The 16,623-nt window shown below is 68.1% G+C and carries 17 protein-coding genes; 15 read left to right on the plus strand and 2 right to left on the minus strand.

Annotated elements, in window-relative coordinates; all coding sequences use genetic code 11:
- A complete protein-coding gene (locus LQZ85_RS07160; RefSeq protein WP_056278945.1) occupies positions 1-936 on the minus strand; it encodes a 5'-3' exonuclease in 936 nt (311 codons plus the stop codon).
- 203 nt (positions 937-1,139) lie between these two features.
- On the opposite strand from LQZ85_RS07160, the gene rpsA reads away from it, so the two are divergent.
- From rpsA to LQZ85_RS07220, 12 genes are all read left to right on the plus strand, one after another.
- Positions 1,140-2,594 (plus strand): 30S ribosomal protein S1, encoded by a 1,455-nt coding sequence (rpsA, locus tag LQZ85_RS07165; protein WP_053096692.1) that lies wholly within the window; start codon positions 1,140-1,142, stop codon positions 2,592-2,594.
- A gap of 133 nt (positions 2,595-2,727) precedes the next feature.
- Positions 2,728-3,579: an ABC transporter ATP-binding protein gene (locus tag LQZ85_RS07170; protein ID WP_056278944.1), complete on the plus strand. Its 852-nt coding sequence runs from the start codon at positions 2,728-2,730 to the stop codon at positions 3,577-3,579.
- Positions 3,576-4,622, plus strand: a complete 1,047-nt coding sequence (locus tag LQZ85_RS07175) for an aliphatic sulfonate ABC transporter substrate-binding protein (RefSeq protein WP_056278943.1) — start codon at positions 3,576-3,578, stop codon at positions 4,620-4,622. The genes LQZ85_RS07170 and LQZ85_RS07175 overlap by 4 nt, the downstream gene beginning before the upstream one ends.
- Positions 4,623-4,669: 47 nt before the next feature.
- On the plus strand, positions 4,670-5,479 hold the full coding sequence (locus LQZ85_RS07180) for an ABC transporter permease (RefSeq protein ID WP_053099160.1): 810 nt from the start codon (positions 4,670-4,672) through the stop codon (positions 5,477-5,479).
- A 2-nt stretch (positions 5,480-5,481) separates the two neighbouring features.
- Positions 5,482-7,482, plus strand: coding sequence for an acetate--CoA ligase (acs, locus tag LQZ85_RS07185; RefSeq protein WP_230100726.1), 2,001 nt, complete (start codon positions 5,482-5,484; stop codon positions 7,480-7,482).
- The gene (locus LQZ85_RS07190; protein WP_056278941.1) at positions 7,479-8,783 is read left to right on the plus strand and encodes an O-acetylhomoserine aminocarboxypropyltransferase/cysteine synthase family protein; all 1,305 of its coding nucleotides are present in this window, start codon (positions 7,479-7,481) and stop codon (positions 8,781-8,783) included. The genes acs and LQZ85_RS07190 overlap by 4 nt, the downstream gene beginning before the upstream one ends.
- A complete protein-coding gene (locus LQZ85_RS07195) occupies positions 8,780-9,364 on the plus strand; it encodes a CoA-binding protein (RefSeq protein ID WP_082586608.1) in 585 nt (194 codons plus the stop codon). The genes LQZ85_RS07190 and LQZ85_RS07195 overlap by 4 nt, the downstream gene beginning before the upstream one ends.
- A gap of 32 nt (positions 9,365-9,396) precedes the next feature.
- The gene (coaE, locus tag LQZ85_RS07200; protein WP_056278940.1) at positions 9,397-9,996 is read left to right on the plus strand and encodes a dephospho-CoA kinase; all 600 of its coding nucleotides are present in this window, start codon (positions 9,397-9,399) and stop codon (positions 9,994-9,996) included.
- A complete protein-coding gene (locus tag LQZ85_RS07205; RefSeq protein ID WP_082586632.1) occupies positions 9,993-11,204 on the plus strand; it encodes an MFS transporter in 1,212 nt (403 codons plus the stop codon). The genes coaE and LQZ85_RS07205 overlap by 4 nt, the downstream gene beginning before the upstream one ends.
- A gap of 67 nt (positions 11,205-11,271) precedes the next feature.
- Positions 11,272-12,057, plus strand: a complete 786-nt coding sequence (locus LQZ85_RS07210; RefSeq protein ID WP_056279123.1) for a GNAT family N-acetyltransferase — start codon at positions 11,272-11,274, stop codon at positions 12,055-12,057.
- Positions 12,058-12,122: 65 nt separating this feature from the next.
- The gene (uvrB, locus tag LQZ85_RS07215) at positions 12,123-14,195 is read left to right on the plus strand and encodes an excinuclease ABC subunit UvrB (protein ID WP_053096678.1); all 2,073 of its coding nucleotides are present in this window, start codon (positions 12,123-12,125) and stop codon (positions 14,193-14,195) included.
- Positions 14,196-14,214: 19 nt separating this feature from the next.
- On the plus strand, positions 14,215-14,547 hold the full coding sequence (locus LQZ85_RS07220) for a TfoX/Sxy family protein (protein ID WP_230100727.1): 333 nt from the start codon (positions 14,215-14,217) through the stop codon (positions 14,545-14,547).
- A gap of 59 nt (positions 14,548-14,606) precedes the next feature.
- On the opposite strand, the gene LQZ85_RS07225 is transcribed toward LQZ85_RS07220, so the two are convergent.
- Entirely contained in the window at positions 14,607-14,849 is a 243-nt protein-coding gene (locus LQZ85_RS07225) for a hypothetical protein (RefSeq protein WP_053096676.1), read from the minus strand.
- Positions 14,850-14,894: 45 nt separating this feature from the next.
- Here LQZ85_RS07225 and LQZ85_RS07230 point away from each other — a divergent pair, with 45 nt between their 5' ends.
- From LQZ85_RS07230 to LQZ85_RS07240, 3 genes are read left to right on the plus strand one after another with little or no spacing between them, the layout of a single operon-like run.
- Positions 14,895-15,338, plus strand: coding sequence for a MarR family transcriptional regulator (locus tag LQZ85_RS07230; protein WP_053096674.1), 444 nt, complete (start codon positions 14,895-14,897; stop codon positions 15,336-15,338).
- 20 nt (positions 15,339-15,358) lie between these two features.
- Positions 15,359-16,090, plus strand: a complete 732-nt coding sequence (locus tag LQZ85_RS07235) for a DUF4129 domain-containing protein (RefSeq protein WP_082586607.1) — start codon at positions 15,359-15,361, stop codon at positions 16,088-16,090.
- Entirely contained in the window at positions 16,087-16,614 is a 528-nt protein-coding gene (locus tag LQZ85_RS07240) for a hypothetical protein (protein ID WP_157538214.1), read from the plus strand. The genes LQZ85_RS07235 and LQZ85_RS07240 overlap by 4 nt, the downstream gene beginning before the upstream one ends.
- Positions 16,615-16,623 lie beyond the last annotated feature (9 nt).

A 16,623-nucleotide genomic window follows, 5' to 3' on the forward strand; every position in this document is an offset into this window, starting at 1 on the left:
TCAGGCGTCGATCGTCGCGATCGCGGCGACGGCCCTGGTCATCGAGCCGCCCAGGTTCCACCGCTCAGCCAGTGCGGTCGCAGCATCAGCCTCGGACGGGTCGAGCGGACGCAGCGGGTCGCTCGGCGAGGTGATCGGGAGGTCGGTCGCGACGGCGACGACGGTGGGGGCGACCTCGAGGTACGTCGCGGCGGCGAGCACCTTCGCCCGGACCCCGGCGCTCATCCCCTCACCCGCCTCGGCAGCCGCGCGGATGCCGGCGAGATCGCCATGGGCCTGCAGGAGCGTGGCCGCGGTCTTCTCGCCGACGCCGGCCACGCCGGGAAGTCCGTCCGATGCGTCGCCGCGCATCGTCGCGAAGTCGGCGTACTGGCTCGGCAGCACGCCGTACTTCGCGACGACCACGGCATCCGTGACGATCTCGAGATTGCTCATGCCTCGTGCGGTATAGATGACGCGCACGTTCCTCGCGTCGTCGACGAGCTGGAACAGGTCTCTATCGCCCGTGACGATGTCGACCGGCATGGTGGCGTGCGTCGCGAGCGTGCCGATCACGTCGTCCGCTTCGTGCTCCGCGACGCCGATGATCGGGATGCCGAGCAGGGCGAGAGTCTCGCGGATGAGGGGGATCTGCGCCTCGAGGGGGTCGGGGACCTCCTCGACGTCGGGCCCCGCGGGCACGACCTCGACGACACGGTGCGCCTTGTAGCTGGGGATCAGGTCGACTCGCCACTGGGGTCGCCAGTCGTCGTCCCAGCACGCGACCACATGGGTCGGCTCGTACAGCGTCACCAGCTTCGCGATGATGTCGAGGAGTCCTCGTGCGGCGTTGATCGGGGAGCCGTCCGGCGCCGTGACCTTGTCGGGCACCCCGTAGAACGCACGGAAGTAGAGGCTTGCGGTGTCGAGCAGGAGGAGCTTGTCGGCGCGGGGCATGCAGACAGTCTGTCAGCGCGCCGAACGCGGATGGTATCGAGTCCGTCATATCGTCTCGGGATCTGATAACCTTGACTGTCACTCGTGGCGTGCCTATGCATGCCCGGGAGGCAGAAACCAATCAATCGCTGCAGAGCTCATGATCGGCCGTGCGCGGCCGGAGCCCTCAGCCCGAGTCTCCATTCACAAGGACAACCCACTACATGACTACCGCAACGACCGCCCCGGCCACCAAGCAGGTCGCCATCAACGACATCGGATCTGCTGAGGACTTCCTGGCCGCGGTCGAGAAGACCCTGAAGTTCTTCAACGACGGCGACATCATCGAAGGCACGATCGTCAAGATCGACCGCGATGAGGTCCTCCTCGATGTCGGATACAAGACCGAGGGCGTCATCCCCTCGCGCGAGCTCTCGATCAAGCACGACGTCGACCCGAACGAGGTCGTCAAGGTCGGCGACGAGGTCGAGGCCCTGGTTCTCCAGAAGGAGGACAAGGAAGGCCGTCTGATCCTCTCCAAGAAGCGTGCTCAGTACGAGCGTGCCTGGGGAGACGTCGAGAAGATCAAGGAGAACGACGGCGTCGTCACCGGTACGGTCATCGAGGTCGTCAAGGGTGGACTCATCGTCGACATCGGCCTCCGCGGCTTCCTGCCGGCCTCGCTCATCGAGCTGCGCCGCGTCCGCGACCTCACGCCGTACCTCGGCCAGGAGATCGAGGCCAAGATCCTCGAGCTCGACAAGAACCGCAACAACGTCGTGCTCAGCCGCCGTGCGCTGCTCGAGCAGACGCAGTCGGAGTCGCGCACCACGTTCCTGAACAACCTGCACAAGGGTCAGGTCCGCAAGGGTGTCGTGTCGTCGATCGTCAACTTCGGTGCATTCGTCGACCTGGGCGGCGTGGACGGCCTCGTGCACGTCTCCGAGCTGTCCTGGAAGCACATCGAGCACGCCTCCGAGGTCGTCGAGGTTGGCCAGGAGGTCACCGTCGAGATCCTCGAGGTCGACCTCGACCGCGAGCGCGTCTCCCTGTCGCTGAAGGCTACGCAGGAGGACCCGTGGCAGGTCTTCGCCCGTACCCACGCGATCGGACAGGTCACGCCGGGTAAGGTCACCAAGCTCGTTCCGTTCGGTGCGTTCGTTCGCGTCGCAGACGGCATCGAGGGCCTCGTCCACATCTCCGAGCTCTCCAGCAAGCACGTCGAGCTGGCCGAGCAGGTCGTGTCGGTCGGCGAAGAGGTCTTCGTCAAGGTCATCGACATCGACCTCGAGCGTCGTCGCATCTCGCTCTCGCTGAAGCAGGCGAACGAGGCAGTCGACGTCAACGGCACCGAGTTCGACCCGGCGCTCTACGGAATGCTCGCCGAGTACGACGAGGCCGGCGAGTACAAGTACCCGGAGGGCTTCGACCCCGAGACCGGTGCGTGGAAGGAAGGCTTCGACACCCAGCGCGAGGCATGGGAGCAGGAGTACGCTGCAGCCCAGGCTCGCTGGGAGGCGCACAAGGCTCAGGTTGCCAAGGCAGCCGAGGCCGAGGCGGCCGCTGGAGACGACTTCGGTGGTCAGGTCTTCTCGAGCGAGGCCGCAGGCGCGGGCACGCTCGCGGATGACGAGGCTCTCGCGGCTCTCCGCGAGAAGCTCTCGGGCGGCAACGCTTAAGCATCACGCTCTGAACGGGCCGTCATCCTTCGGGATGGCGGCCCGTTCTGCGTCTCGACGCGTCCTCGGATCTCCATGACCGATCATTACGCTCGCATTCGTCACATTCCGGCGGGTTGGACAGCATGGGGACATGACCTCTCTGCTCTCGGCGCCCTCGACGGCCGGCGCGTCGGCGATCGCCGGCACCGCACAGCCGGTGCGCCTGCAGGGGGTGGAGCGCAGCTTCACGCTCTCCCGCGGCCGGCGCGACGTCCTCCGCGCGGTCGACGTCGACGTCGCCGCCGGTGAGATCATCGCCATCGTCGGTCCCTCCGGGTGCGGCAAGTCGACGTTGCTGCGGCTCGTCGGGGGACTGGATGCGCCGACCGGCGGCAGCATCCGCATCCAGGACACGCGCGTGGCCGACGTCGACGAGCGCACCGCCGTCGCGTTCCAGGAGCCCCGCCTGCTGCCATGGCGGACCATCGCCCAGAACATCGAACTCGGTCTGCCCCGTGGCACCGCGCGCCGCGAAGGCCGGGAACGTGTGCGGGAGCTCATCGAGCTCGTCGGCCTCGAGAAGGCCGCTGATCAGCGGCCACGCGAAGTGTCGGGTGGCATGGCGCAGCGCGCCTCGCTCGCACGCGCCCTCGCTCGCAATCCCGGCGTGCTGCTGCTCGACGAGCCGTTCGGTGCGCTCGATGCGCTCACCCGCCTGCGGATGCACGATCTGCTCCTCAAGATCCATGCGGCTGAGCCGACCACCGTGCTCCTCGTCACGCACGATGTCGAAGAAGCCCTCTATCTCGCCGATCGTGTGCTGCTGCTGCGCACGCTCGGCGACGCCGACACGGAAGCGCCGTCCATCGTGCGCGCGATCACCGTCCCCGGCATCCGACCCCGGGACCGCGCCGATCGCGGTCTCGCCGACCTCCGCGCAGAGCTCCTCGAAGGACTCGGCGTGGACACCCACCACCGCACCGCCACCGAGGAGACCCGATGAGCACCATCACCCGACGAATCATCCCCGCGATCACGATCGCAGGGACGATGATGCTCGTCGCCACCGGCTGCGTCGCCGGTGAGAACGCCACCGCCTCGGACTCGTCGTCCGACGACGCGGCAGCCTCGGGGGAGTGGTCGGCGGACACTCTGTCCATCGACTTCGCGACCTACAACCCGCTCAGCCTCGTGATCCGCGACCAGGGGATCCTCGAGGAGATCCTCGGCGACGACGTCGAGGTCGAGTGGGTGCAGTCCGCGGGATCCAACAAGGCGAACGAGCTGCTGCGCTCCGGCTCGATCGACGTCGGCTCCACGGCCGGCTCGGCGGCACTGTTCGCCCGATCGAACGGCTCACCGATCCAGGTCATCGACATCTTCTCGCAGCCCGAATGGTCGGCGATCGTCGTCGGCCCCGACAGCGACATCACCTCGGTCGAGGACCTCGCGGGCAAGTCGGTCGCGGCGACGAAGGGAACGGACCCCTATTTCTTCCTGCTCCAGTCTCTTGAGGAAGCAGGCCTCTCGGTCGACGACGTCGAGGTCCAGAACCTCCAGCACGCCGACGGCCGTGCCGCTCTCGACAGCGGCTCGGTAGACGCGTGGGCGGGCCTCGATCCCATCATGGCCGCGGCCGAGGTGGAATCGGGCGATGAGCTCATCTACCGCAACGTGGACTTCAACACCTACGGCTTCCTCAACGCCACCGAGGACTTCATCGAGAACCACGCGGACCTCGCGCAGGCGGTCGTCGACGCATACGAGCAGGCGCGCGAGTGGGCCCTCGAGAACCCCGACGAGACCGCGGCGCTGCTCGCCGAGGTCGCAGGGATCGACCCCGCGGTCGCGACGACCGTCATCGAGGAGCGGTCGAACCTCGACGTCAGCGGCATCCCCGGTGAGGCGCAGATCGCCGTGCTCGAGAAGATCGCGCCGGTGCTGGTCGAATCCGGAGATGTCCAGGGTGGCGAGGCTTCGGTCGAGAAGGCTCTCGACTCCCTCATCAACGCCACCTTCGCCGAGAAGGCGGTCGGCGGCGAGTGATCACTCCCGACCAGCGCGTGGTGGTGCCCGCGGATGCGCAGGATGCGATCGACGCGGCGCGCGGAGTCCGGCGTCGTGACGAGGCCGGTGCCCGTCATGCCTGGGATCGACCCGCGGTGCGTCTCGTCGGCGGACTGCTGCTTCCGCTCATCATCGTCGGTGCCTGGCAGCTGGTCACGACCACCGGGCTCGTCGCGCCCTACCTGCTCCCTTCGCCGGCATCCGTCTTCACCGCGGGGGTCGAGCTGGCCGAGCGCGGCACGCTGTGGACGCACGTCGCCATCTCGGTGCAACGGGTCCTGCTCGGGTTCGCGGTCGGTTCTGTCATCGGACTCGCGGTGGCCGGCATCGTCGGTCTGTCACGGGTCGGCGACGTGCTGCTCAGTCCGACGCTCTCCGCGATCCGAGCGGTGCCGTCGCTCGCCTGGGTGCCGCTGCTGATCCTGTGGATGCAGATCGGCGAGGAATCCAAGGTGACGCTGATCGCCATCGGCGCGTTCTTCCCGGTCTACACGACTGTCGCGTCCGCACTCCGCCACGTCGACCCGCAGCTGGTAGAGGCGGGACGCTCGTTCAGTCTTCGCGGATGGTCTCTCTTCCGCACGGTGCAGCTGCCGGCCGTCGTGCCGTCGGTCGCCGCGGGGCTCCGGCTGGCGCTCGCGCAGGCGTGGCTGTTCCTCGTCGCCGCCGAGCTGATCGCGTCGTCGATGGGACTCGGCTTCCTGCTGACCGACTCGCAGAACAGCGGCCGCGTCGATCGGATCATCCTCTCGATCGTCCTGCTGGCGCTGCTCGGCACGATCACCAATGCGATCCTCGTGGTGGTCGAGAAGTACCTGCTCCGTCGGTGGATGTGACGATGACCGAGGCGCGCCTGCACGAGACCCGTGCGTACCCGGCCCCTGCTGCGTTCGCCGCTCAGGCGAACGTCGCCGATGAGGCGTATGCGAGGGCCGCCGCGGATCCCACGGCCTTCTGGGAGCAGGCCGCGTCCCGACTCGACTGGGCAGAGCACTGGCACACGGCCCACGAGTGGGATCCGCCTGCGGGCGATGCCGTCCCGGCGGCGCGCTGGTTCGTGGGCGGGCGCCTCAACGTGGGGTACAACTGCGTCGAGCGTCATGTCGACGCCGGGCGCGGGGACAAGATCGCCCTCCACTTCGAAGGAGAGCCGGGGGACAGGGCTTCGGTCACGTACGCGGACCTCCAGCGTCGCGTCTCGCAGGCGGCGAACGCGCTGACCGCGCTCGGCATCGAACCGGGCGACCGGGTGGTCGTCTACCTGCCCGTGCTGATCGAGACGGTCGTGATCACGCTCGCATGCGCACGGATCGGCGCCGTGCACTCACTGGTGTTCGGCGGCTTCTCGGCCGAAGCGGTGCGCTTCCGTCTGATCGACACCGGCGCCAAGCTGCTCGTCACGAGCGACGGGCAGTTCCGCCGCGGCACCGCGACCGAGGTGAAGTCGACGGCCGACATCGCCGCAGCGGATCTGCCGGACCTCGAGCATGTGCTGGTCCTGCGGCGCACCGGCCAGGACGTGCCGTGGACCGACGGCAGAGACGTCTGGTGGCACGACACGGTCGGCACAGCCTCGTCCGACCACATCGCGCAGGCGTTCGACTCCGAGCATCCGCTGTTCATCATCTACACATCGGGGACCACCGGAAAGCCCAAGGGCCTCGTGCACACCTCCGGTGGCTACCTGACGCATGCGAGCTGGGCACACTGGGCGCACTTCGACGCGAAGCCCGACGACGTGCACTGGTGCACGGCGGATCTCGCGTGGGTGACCGCTCACACCTACGAGATCTACGGGCCTCTCTCCAACGGGCTGACCCAGGTGATCTACGAGGGAACGCCGGACACCCCCGATCGCGAACGTCATCTCGAGATCATCGAGCGGTACGGCGTGACGGTGTACTACACGGCGCCGACGCTGATCCGCACCTTCATGACCTGGTTCGGGCCCGAACTCCCGTCGGGTCACGATCTCTCGACCCTCCGTCTGCTCGGGACCGTCGGCGAGGCGATCAATCCGGAGGCCTGGATCTGGTTCCGCCGGAACTTCGGGCGCGATGAGCTGCCGGTCATCGACACCTGGTGGCAATCCGAGACCGGGGCGGCGATGATCGCGCCGCTGCCCGGGGTCACGACCCTCAAGCCGGGGTCCGCGTCCGTGCCGCTGCCCGGCATCGATGCGACGGTCGTCGACGCGGACGGCCACGAGGTCGCTCCCGGCCGGTCGGGCACGCTCGTGGTGCGCCGCCCGTGGCCGGGTATGGCGAGGACGGTGTGGGGCGACCCTCAGCGCTACCGCGATGCGTATTGGTCCGCCTACGCCGGGCACGGCGAACACGGCGGCTACTACGTGGCGGGCGACGGTGCGACGAGAGACGCCGACGGCTACATCTGGATCCTGGGGCGGCTCGATGACGTGGTGAACGTGTCGGGCCACCGGCTGTCCACGATCGAGATCGAGTCGGCGCTGGTGGCGCACGAGACGGTGGGCGAAGCGGGAACGGCCGGCGTCGCAGACCCCATCACAGGCCAGGCGGTGGTCGCCTTCGTGACTCCCTCCGGACGATCCGAGGTGTCGGTCGCCGCGCTGCGGTCGCAGGTGGCGGCTGCCATAGGTCCTGTCGCCAAGCCGAAGCACATCGTCGTGGTCGCCGACCTGCCGAAGACCCGCTCGGGAAAGATCATGCGCCGACTTCTCGCCCAGCTGTGGGAGGCCGAGCAGGATCGTCGCTCGGGACGAGCCCCAGCTCCGCTGGGAGACACGACATCGCTGCAGAATCCGTGGGCCGTCGGCGAGATCGCCGCCGTGCTCGAGAACGCTGAACTGAGGACATCATGACGGAAGAACATCGCTTCGGGTTTCGCACGAGGGCGCTGCATGCCGGCGGGACTCCCGACGCAGCGACCGGCGCCAGGGCCGTGCCGATCTACCAGACGACGTCGTTCGTGTTCGACGACGCGGCGGACGCCGGCAACCTCTTCGCCCTCCAGAAGTACGGGAACATCTACTCGCGCATCGGCAACCCCACCGTCGCCGCGCTCGAGGAACGCCTGGCCTCGCTCGAGGGCGGCATCGGCGCGGTCGCGACCGCCTCGGGGATGAGCGCGGAGTTCATCACGTTCGCGGCGCTCGTCGGAGCGGGCGACCATGTGGTCGCCGCGGCGCAGCTGTACGGGGGCACGGTGACCCAGCTCGACGTGACCCTGCGTCGTTTCGGCGTGGAGACGACGTTCGTCGCGTCGACCGATCCCGCCGACTATGCCGCCGCCATCCGTCCGGAGACCAAGGTCGTCTACGTGGAGATGATCGGCAATCCCTCGGGTGAGATCGCCGACATCGAGGGGCTGGCCGAGGTCGCTCACGCCGCAGGTGTGCCGCTGGTCGTGGACGCCACGCTCGCCACCCCGTACCTCGCGCGCCCTCTGGAGCACGGCGCGGACATCGTCATCCATTCGGTCACCAAGTTCCTGGGCGGACACGGGACGACGCTCGGCGGCGTCGTCATCGAGAAGGGCACCTTCGACTGGGGCAACGGCCGGTTCCCGCAGATGACAGAGCCGGTCGAGTCGTACGGCGGCATCAAGTGGTGGGACAACTTCGGCGAATACGGCTTCCTCACCAAGCTCCGCACCGAGCAGCTGCGTGACATCGGCCCGGCGCTGAGCGCGCAGTCGGCGTTCAACCTCCTCCAGGGAGTCGAGACGCTGCCGCAGCGGATCGATGCGCACCTTGCGAACGCGCGGATCGTGGCCGAATGGCTCGACTCCGACCCCCGGGTGGAGTATGTGACGTGGGCGGGTCTCGAGCATCATCCGCACCACGAGCGCGCAGCGAAGTATCTGCCGCTCGGTCCTGGTTCGGTGTTCGCGTTCGGGGTCAAGGCCGACGACGGTCGCTCGGCGGGCGAGACGCTCATCGAGAATCTTCAGCTGGCATCGCACCTCGCGAACATCGGGGACGCGCGCACGCTCGTCATCCACCCGGCATCGACGACCCACCGTCAGCTCACGGAATCGCAGCTCGTCGCGGCGGGCGTGCGACCTGACCTCATCCGCATCTCGGTGGGCCTCGAGGACGCAGAAGACATCATCTGGGATCTTGACCAGGCCCTCACGACAGCGACAGGAGCCACTCGATGAGCGGAATCGAGACCACCGGCGCCGACGCCTGCGCGCTGCCGACCGCCCAGGATTCTGCGGCCTGCGCCCTGCCCGCATCCGCGCCGGCGCACCCGGATCGGACCTGGGAGGGCCCCAGCCAGCAGCAGCGCTTCGGCATATTGCGACGCGCGAAGTCGGTCGCCATCGTCGGCGCGTCGAACAATCCCGCGCGCGCCTCGTACTTCGTCGCGACGTACCTGCTCTCCAGCACCGCATACGACGTCTATCTCGTCAACCCGCGGGAATCGGAGATCCTCGGTCAGCCGGTCTACTCCTCACTGTCCGACCTGCCCGTGGTTCCGGACATCGTCGACGTCTTCCGCCGCCATGACGACCTGCCCGGCGTCGCCCAGGAGGCGATCGAAGCCGGGGCGCAGACCCTGTGGCTGCAGCTGGGATCGTGGAATGAGGATGCCGCGGCGATCGCCGAAGGCTCAGGGCTCTCCGTGGTGATGGATCGCTGCATCAAGATCGAGCACGCCCGGTTCCACGGAGGCCTCCACCTGGCCGGTTTCGACACCGGCGTCATCAGCTCGCGACGGCAGCTGCTGGCCCGCTGATCCACGATCTCAGCCCCGTTTAGACTGGCGAGATGCCTCTCATCGCGCTCACCGGCGGCATCGCCTCGGGCAAGTCGACCATCGCACGACGACTCGCAGAGCTCGGCGCGGTGGTCGTCGACGCCGATCAGATCGTCCGCGACGTGCAGTCGCCCGGCTCCGAGGTTCTGGCTCGGATCGAGGATGCCTTCGGCGCGGACGTCATCTCGGCGGACGGCGCACTCGACCGCGCCGCCCTGGGGGCCAAGGTCTTCGCCGATCCGGAGCAGCTGGCACGACTGAACGCGATCGTGCATCCGGCCGTCCGTGCCGAGTCGCAGCGACGATTCGAGGCGGCAGCGGCCGCCGAACCGGGCGGTGTGGTCGTGTACGACGTGCCCCTTCTGGTCGAGGCGCGCGTCGATGACCCCTGGGACCTGATCGTCGTCGCCCATGCGCCTGCCCAGGAGCGCAGACGGAGGCTCGTGGAATTGCGCGGCATGGCGGAACAGGCTGCGCAGGAGCGGATCGATGCGCAGGTCTCGGACGAGCGTCGGCTGGCGATCGCCGATGAGGTCGTCGACACATCCGGATCCCTGGAGCAGACGATGCTGCAGACCGATGCCCTGTGGGAGCGGATCCGCTCGTCGTGACCTTCACCGGTCACGCACCCGGATCCCCTGCCTATCGGCGTCTCATCGTCGGGCTCTTCTTCGCCGGCATCGCGACATTCGCCCAGCTCTATTCGCCGCAGGCCGTTCTGCCGCAGCTCTCGTCCGATCTCGGGATCACGCCTGCCACCGCGGCACTCGCTGTATCGGCCGCGACGCTCGGTCTCGCGGCGGCGGTGATCCCGTGGTCGATGGTCGCGGATCGCATCGGCCGAGTGCCGGCGATGGGGACCGGCATCCTCGCCGCTACCGTTCTGGGTCTGGTCGCTCCGCTCAGCACCGGCATGGAGATGCTGCTGGCGCTGCGCCTGCTCGAGGGCATCGCACTCGGCGCCGTGCCGGCCGTAGCGCTCGCGTACCTCAGCGAGGAGGTGAGTGCGCGGCATGCCGCGGCGGCCGCGGGGAGCTACATCGCCGGGACGACCGTGGGTGGTCTGCTCGGTCGCGTCGTGTCCGGATTGGCGGGCGAGCAGTGGGGGTGGCGTGCGGGAATCTGGGTCGTGGCCGGTGTCTGCGCGATGGCGGCCGCTCTCTTCCTCTGGCTGACGCCGAAGGCCCGGGGGTTCGTGCCCGGTCGGCTTCGCCAGGGTGCGACAAGCGGGATGCTCGCGCGTCTCGTGTCGCCGATGCGCTCCGCACCGCAACTCGCCCTCTACGCGCAGGGCTTCCTTCTCATGGGGGCGTTCGTCGCGGTGTACAACTACCTCGGATTCCACCTCATCGACGCGCCGTTCTCTCTTCCGAGCTGGCTGGTGACCCTGCTCTTCCTCGCCTACCTCGCGGGCACCGTCTCGTCACCGACCGCCGGTGCTCTCGCATCTCGCTTCGGTCGGTACCCGGTGCTGCTGTGCTCGATCGCGATGATGGGCATCGGAGCGCTCGCCATGCTCAGCCAGGCCGCGCTGCCGGTGGTCCTCGGACTGCTGCTCTTCACGGGCGGCTTCTTCGGCGCACATGCGGTTGCGTCGGGGTGGGCTCCGGCCGCTGCCACGCCGGACAGTCGTGCGCAGGCATCGTCGCTCTACTACTTCGGCTACTACGCGGGCTCGAGCCTGTTCGGATGGGCGCTGGGAATCGTGTTCGGCAGGGCGGACTGGGCGTGGTTCGTGGGCGCGATCATCACGATGTGCGCGGTGTCGGCGGCACTCGCGGCGCGCGCGCTCCGGTCGTCGCCGACTGGACGCATATGATCGCGAGGCGGCACCGCCGCGCAGCCGCTCGTCGGCGCGACCGACCCGAAGGACCAGCACCATGCGCATGAGGCATCTTGCAGCGTACGACCACGAGCTGCGCACGGATGCGGAAGTGGTGCATGCCCTCGATGTGGCGACGCACGGACCGCTGCGTCTCGCCGCCTTTCCGGGCGGGCGCGGGTTCGTGTCCTACGCCGATCTCGGCGGGGTCGATCAGGGCGGCATCGAGGCGCTCGTCGATGCCGCGCTCGCGCACTTCGGGAGGCGGAGCGACATCGACTCGATCGAGTGGAAGACGCGCGGGCATGACCGGGCACCGGGGCTCGGCGGGACTCTCGAAAGCCGAGGCTTCGTGCCGGAGGAGACGGAGTCGGTGATGATCGGCGAGGCGGAGCTGCTCGCCCAGCCGGTGTCGCTCCCCGCCGGAGTCGAGCTTCGGCGCGCGCGAACGGAGACCGAGGTGTTCGCGATGGAGGAGATGCAGGGCAGGGTGTTCGGCGATCCCCGGTGGCGGGTGCGGGTCGAGACGACGCTGCAGCGCATCCGCGAGGACGACACGGTGGAGCTGTGGACCGCCGTCGCCGGAGACGAGGTGATCAGCGCTGGACGGCTCGAACCGGTCACGGGCACGCGATTCGCCGGTCTGTGGGGAGGTGCGACGCTGCCCGAGTGGCGGGGCCGCGGCGTCTATCGGGCTCTGACGGCCCAGCGGGCGCGATCCGCCCTCGCCCTCGGCAAGGTGTATCTGCACTCGGATTCCACGGAGTTCTCGCGGCCGATCCTCGAGCGGGCCGGGCTCGTCACGGTCACGACCACCACTCCCTACGTGTGGACGCGGTCGACTGACTGACGGGCAGGGATTCCGCTGGGGGCTCTCGTGGCCCCGATGTCGGTGGCCCGGCATACGCTGGAGGTATGCAAACCACGCGCAGCGTCCGTCCTTTCGAGGTCATCAGCGAATACGCGCCCGCCGGCGACCAGCCGAAGGCCATCGCCGAGCTCGCGTCGCGCATCAACGCCGGCGAGACAGACATCGTCCTGCTCGGTGCCACGGGTACCGGAAAGTCCGCGACGACCGCCTGGCTGGTCGAGCAGGTGCAGCGTCCGACGCTCGTCCTCGCGCACAACAAGACTCTCGCCGCGCAGCTCGCCAACGAGTTCCGCGAGCTGATGCCGAACAACGCCGTCGAGTACTTCGTCTCCTACTACGACTACTACCAGCCGGAGGCGTACGTCCCGCAGACGGACACCTTCATCGAGAAGGACTCGTCGATCAACTCCGAGGTCGAGCGTCTTCGCCACTCGACGACCAACTCGCTGCTGAGCCGTCGGGATGTGATCGTGGTCTCGACGGTCTCCTGCATCTACGGTCTGGGTGCGCCGGAGGAGTACCTCCGGGCGATGGTCGCGCTCCAGGTGGGGGAGCGCTACGACCGGGACGCGCTGATCCGACAGTTCATCTCGATGCAGTACAACCGGAATGACGTCGACTTCTCCCGAGGCAACTTCCGCGTGCGGGGAGACACCATCGAGATCATCCCCGTATACGAGGAGCACGCGATCCGCATCGAGCTGTTCGGCGATGAGATCGAAGCGCTCTATTCGCTGCATCCGCTCACCGGAGAGGTGATCGAGAAGCTCGACTCCGTGCCGATCTTCCCCGCCTCGCACTACGTCGCCGGCACCGACGTGATCCAGCGCTCCATCGGCACGATCGAGCACGAGCTCGAAGAGCGGCTCAAGGAGTTCGAGCGTCAGGGAAAGCTCCTCGAGGCCCAGCGCCTGAGGATGCGCACCACGTTCGACCTCGAGATGCTGCAGCAGCTCGGGTTCTGCTCGGGCATCGAGAACTACTCCCGGCACATGGACGGGCGCCAGCCCGGCGAGCCGCCGCACACGCTGCTCGACTTCTTCCCTGACGACTTCATGCTCGTGATCGACGAGTCGCACGTGACGGTGCCGCAGATCGGTGCGATGTACGAGGGCGACGCCTCCCGCAAGCGCACGCTCGTCGAGCACGGCTTCCGGCTTCCGAGCGCGATGGACAACCGGCCGCTGCGCTGGGACGAGTTCAAGAACCGAATCGGACAGACCGTCTATCTCTCTGCGACACCGGGCAAGTACGAGATGGGGATCGCCGACGGCGTGGTCGAGCAGATCATCCGCCCGACCGGACTCGTCGACCCGCACATCATCGTGAAGCCGTCGAAGGGGCAGATCGACGACCTCCTCGAGGAGATCCGGCTTCGGGTCGAGCGTGACGAGCGTGTGCTCGTCACGACACTCACGAAGAAGATGTCCGAGGAGCTCACGGACTTCCTCGGCGAGCACGGCGTACGCGTGCGATACCTGCACTCGGACGTGGACACTCTGCGACGGGTCGAGCTGCTCAGCGAACTGCGTGCCGGGGTGTACGACGTCCTCGTGGGAATCAACCTGCTCCGAGAGGGGCTCGACCTGCCTGAGGTGTCCCTCGTCGCGATTCTCGACGCCGACAAGGAAGGCTTCCTCCGGTCAGGCACCTCGCTCATCCAGACGATCGGTCGCGCGGCGCGAAACGTCTCCGGCGAAGTGCACATGTACGCCGACAAGATCACCGACTCGATGGCGAAGGCGATCGAAGAGACCGATCGCCGCCGCGAGAAGCAGGTCGCGTACAACCTCGAGAACGGTATCGACCCCCAGCCGCTGCGTAAACGGATCGCCGACATCACCGAGGTGCTCGCGCGTGAGGGCGCCGACACCGCTGAGATGATGTCCGGGCGCGGGAGAGCGACCGGCAAGGGCAAGTCGCCGACGCCGAACCTGCGGCGCACCGGCATCGCCGCAGAAGGAGCTCAGCAGCTCGAAGCGGTGATCCAGGACCTCTCGGATCAGATGCTCGCGGCTGCCGCCGAGCTCAAGTTCGAGCTCGCCGGGCGGTTGCGCGACGAGGTGCAGGACATGAAGAAGGAACTGCGCGCGATGGAGAAGGCCGGCCACGCCTGAGAAGCTCGGAGGCACCAGGATGGATGCAGCGGGCGAGGAGCTCGCCGATCGAGTGCGAGCGCTCCTCACACTCGATGAGAACGTCGAGGAGAAGCGCATGTTCGGCACGCGCGCCTTCCTCCTCGATGGGCACATCCTCGTCGGAGCGCGCGCGGGCGGGGTTCTGCTCGTCCGGGTCGATGGCGAGCACGGTGACTCGCTGATCACCCGCCCCGGGGTGGCGGTCGCGGTCATGGGTGCGCGGACGATGGGCACCAGCTGGCTCGATGTATCGCCGAGCGTGCTCGTCGACGACGACGATCTCGCCTCGTGGCTCGACGTCGCACGCCAAGACGCGCAGCGCGACGACTGAGAGCGAGAGTCTCCGCTGACGCGCGAGGGCGAGTCTCAGCCGACGGGTGAGAGCCTGTGTCAGGGGCAGTGAACGAGGGTCTTCGGACCTGAACGGTCGATCTCGTGCTCGCTCATCGGCGCACCGCACAACGGGCAGGCGCGCTCCGCCCGCTCGGACGGGCTCGGCGGGGGAGTCTTTTCGTAAGGGCCGACGGAGGCGGGGCCCGCGAAGCGGATCAGATTCGAGTTGATCCACGCGTACAGTCCTCCGGCCTCGCGAATCCGAGTGCGGAGCGGAGGTCGATCGTCAGAACTGGCCATGTTGCTTAGTGTACTAACTATTAGGGTCAATGTATATTCGAAGCCGTGACCGCATCGGACGACCTGCTCAAACTCGACAATCAGCTCTGCTTCGCCCTGGTGACCGCAGCGCGCAACGTCGTGGCGATCTACCGGCCGATCCTCGAGCCGCTCGGGCTCACGCATCCGCAGTATCTCGTGATGCTGGCGCTCTGGGAGCGTGCTCCGCGTCCCTTGAACGATCTTGCGGCTGACCTCGCTCTCGAGCCGGCGACGGCGTCTCCCCTGGTGAAGCGTCTGGAAGCCGATGGGCTGGTCGCCAGACAACGCAGCGTCGAGGACGAGCGCCGTCTCGACATCACCCTCACGGACACGGGTCGAGCTCTGCGAGATCGCGCTCTCGACGTTCCTCGACAGGTGATGGCCGCCGTGGGGATGGATCTCGAGCAGGTAGCCACACTGCGCGACGGGTTGTCGGCATTCGCGGGTCGCCGCCCCGCCATGGAGTGACCGCACCGTAGGGTGTGGGCATGCCGAGCGAACCCCAGACGCGTCTTGCGCGCCGGAGCGTCGATCGCATGGTCCTCTCGACTCTCGTCGTGGGACTCTTCGTCGTGGCCATGATCGCTGCGGCGATCCAGGGCGCGCCGACGTTCCGCCCCGCCGCGCCGATTCCTCGGGGGACAGCGGAGCCGCTGCCATCCAGTGATCCGGGTGCCACCGGGGTTCCCGAGCCGATGGAGATCGACTCCACCGCCGCCGCGGTCGTTCAGACGCTCGCCGTGATCCTCATGGCGCTGGTCGCTGCGGGGCTCATCGAGCTCCTCGTGATCGCCGCGAGAGCCCTGCTGCGAGCGTGGCGGGATCGCCCGCTGGGCCGTCGTGACGCGGCGGCGGTCGCATCCGAGGTCGATCACCTCACCTCGGCGCCGGAACCCGAGATCGCCGTCGCTGTGATGCAGCGCGGGATCGCCGGGGCGCTCATGCAGATAGACGAGCGCGCCCGAGCGTCTGATGCCATCGTCGCCGCGTGGATCGGCCTCGAAGAGAGTGCCGCAGACGCAGGGGTGAAGCGAGCGGCGACCGAGACTCCCGGCGAGTTCGTGGTGCGGATCATCACTCTGCGGCCCGGGGTGGCCGGCGACGCCGCGTCGCTGCTGCGTCTCTACGAGAGCGTCCGATTCGGAGCCGGGTCGGCCGACGAGGGCGACCGGGCCTCGGCGAGAGAGGCCCTGCGACGCATCGAGGAGGTGTGGCGGTGACTGTCCGCAGAACGCTGGTCGCAGCGGGGGCGGCGGTCCTCGTCGCTCTGGCGCTCCTCGGCTTCGGCTTCACCTGGCCGTTCGTGATCGCATGGGGTCTCCTGATCGGTGCGGTCGGTCTGCTCGCGCAGCTCGCGATGCCGCTCGAGCCGGGGTTCGACGCGCCGCGCATAGACGTGGAGCCGGATCGACGACCTACCGAGATCTCTCGCATGGCGTGGGCACTGAACACACACACCGGCATCGCGGGAGCGCAGATCACGCGCCGTGTCGGGGTGATCCTGCGTCAGCGGCTGATGCGCCACGGAGTGGATCCGGATGACCCTGCCCACCGCGACCGACTCCCGCGGCTGATCGACCCGGGAGTCTGGGAGCGCCTGACGGGACCGGAGACGACGATCGTCGACGTCGAGAGGGCGCTGGACGCGATCGATCGACTGGATCCCACCTCGCCGGACGAACCGTCACCCCGGTTGCACGTACCGACCCCCGACCACGGGCGGCCCTCGCCGCCGCGTCGATGAAGGAGATGC

It is taken from the genome of Microbacterium sp. Bi98 (assembly GCF_918698045.1).
Taxonomy (GTDB): Bacteria; Actinomycetota; Actinomycetes; order Actinomycetales; family Microbacteriaceae; genus Microbacterium.

Bases quoted from the DNA above. Each gene is read 5' to 3' on its own strand.
- LQZ85_RS07220 (WP_230100727.1), top strand. From the start codon at position 14,215: ATGGATGCAGCGGGCGAGGAGCTCGCCGATCGAGTGCGAGCGCTCCTC.
- coaE (WP_056278940.1), top strand. From the start codon at position 9,397: ATGCCTCTCATCGCGCTCACCGGCGGCATCGCCTCGGGCAAGTCGACC.
- LQZ85_RS07170 (WP_056278944.1), top strand. From the start codon at position 2,728: ATGACCTCTCTGCTCTCGGCGCCCTCGACGGCCGGCGCGTCGGCGATC.
- uvrB (WP_053096678.1), top strand. From the start codon at position 12,123: ATGCAAACCACGCGCAGCGTCCGTCCTTTCGAGGTCATCAGCGAATAC.
- LQZ85_RS07210 (WP_056279123.1), top strand. From the start codon at position 11,272: ATGAGGCATCTTGCAGCGTACGACCACGAGCTGCGCACGGATGCGGAA.
- LQZ85_RS07175 (WP_056278943.1), top strand. From the start codon at position 3,576: ATGAGCACCATCACCCGACGAATCATCCCCGCGATCACGATCGCAGGG.
- LQZ85_RS07235 (WP_082586607.1), top strand. From the start codon at position 15,359: ATGCCGAGCGAACCCCAGACGCGTCTTGCGCGCCGGAGCGTCGATCGC.
- LQZ85_RS07190 (WP_056278941.1), top strand. From the start codon at position 7,479: ATGACGGAAGAACATCGCTTCGGGTTTCGCACGAGGGCGCTGCATGCC.
- rpsA (WP_053096692.1), top strand. From the start codon at position 1,140: ATGACTACCGCAACGACCGCCCCGGCCACCAAGCAGGTCGCCATCAAC.
- LQZ85_RS07195 (WP_082586608.1), top strand. From the start codon at position 8,780: ATGAGCGGAATCGAGACCACCGGCGCCGACGCCTGCGCGCTGCCGACC.
- LQZ85_RS07160 (WP_056278945.1), bottom strand. From the start codon at position 936: ATGCCCCGCGCCGACAAGCTCCTCCTGCTCGACACCGCAAGCCTCTAC.
- acs (WP_230100726.1), top strand. From the start codon at position 5,482: ATGACCGAGGCGCGCCTGCACGAGACCCGTGCGTACCCGGCCCCTGCT.
- LQZ85_RS07225 (WP_053096676.1), bottom strand. From the start codon at position 14,849: ATGGCCAGTTCTGACGATCGACCTCCGCTCCGCACTCGGATTCGCGAG.